At 57.0% G+C, this 237-nt stretch carries 1 protein-coding gene; it reads right to left on the bottom strand.

The genetic code is table 11. The features are described from left to right. Positions 1 to 229 (bottom strand): immunoglobulin-like domain-containing protein (locus BFP90_RS29245; RefSeq protein WP_256097481.1); only part of this gene is annotated, 229 nt, incomplete at its 3' end. Positions 230 to 237: the final 8 nt, after the last annotated feature.

The following is a 237-nucleotide window of genomic DNA, read 5'->3' as shown; positions in this document are numbered from 1 at the left end:
TACCCGGTGTATCGGTAACGGTGGTGTTAACCGGCGTGGTGCCTGGAACCAGATTTTCGAAGTGCTCGCCACCAGTGACAGTCTTGATAGCAGTGGTGACGGTCTGGTCGCCCTTATACACGTCATCTGGTGCCACGGCGGTGACCGTGCCGCTGGATTGGTTCACCCCGATGGTGATGGTTTTGCCGTTATCCAGGATGACAGTCAGCGGGTTAGTGATGTTAGTCACCAGCGCGC

The sequence above is a fragment of the Pseudomonas sp. 24 E 13 genome, from assembly GCF_900004715.1.
Lineage (GTDB): Bacteria > Pseudomonadota > Gammaproteobacteria > Pseudomonadales > Pseudomonadaceae > Aquipseudomonas > Aquipseudomonas orientalis_A.
Note: the sequence above shows the minus strand (reverse complement) of the source record. Positions and strands in the feature narration are given on the sequence as shown.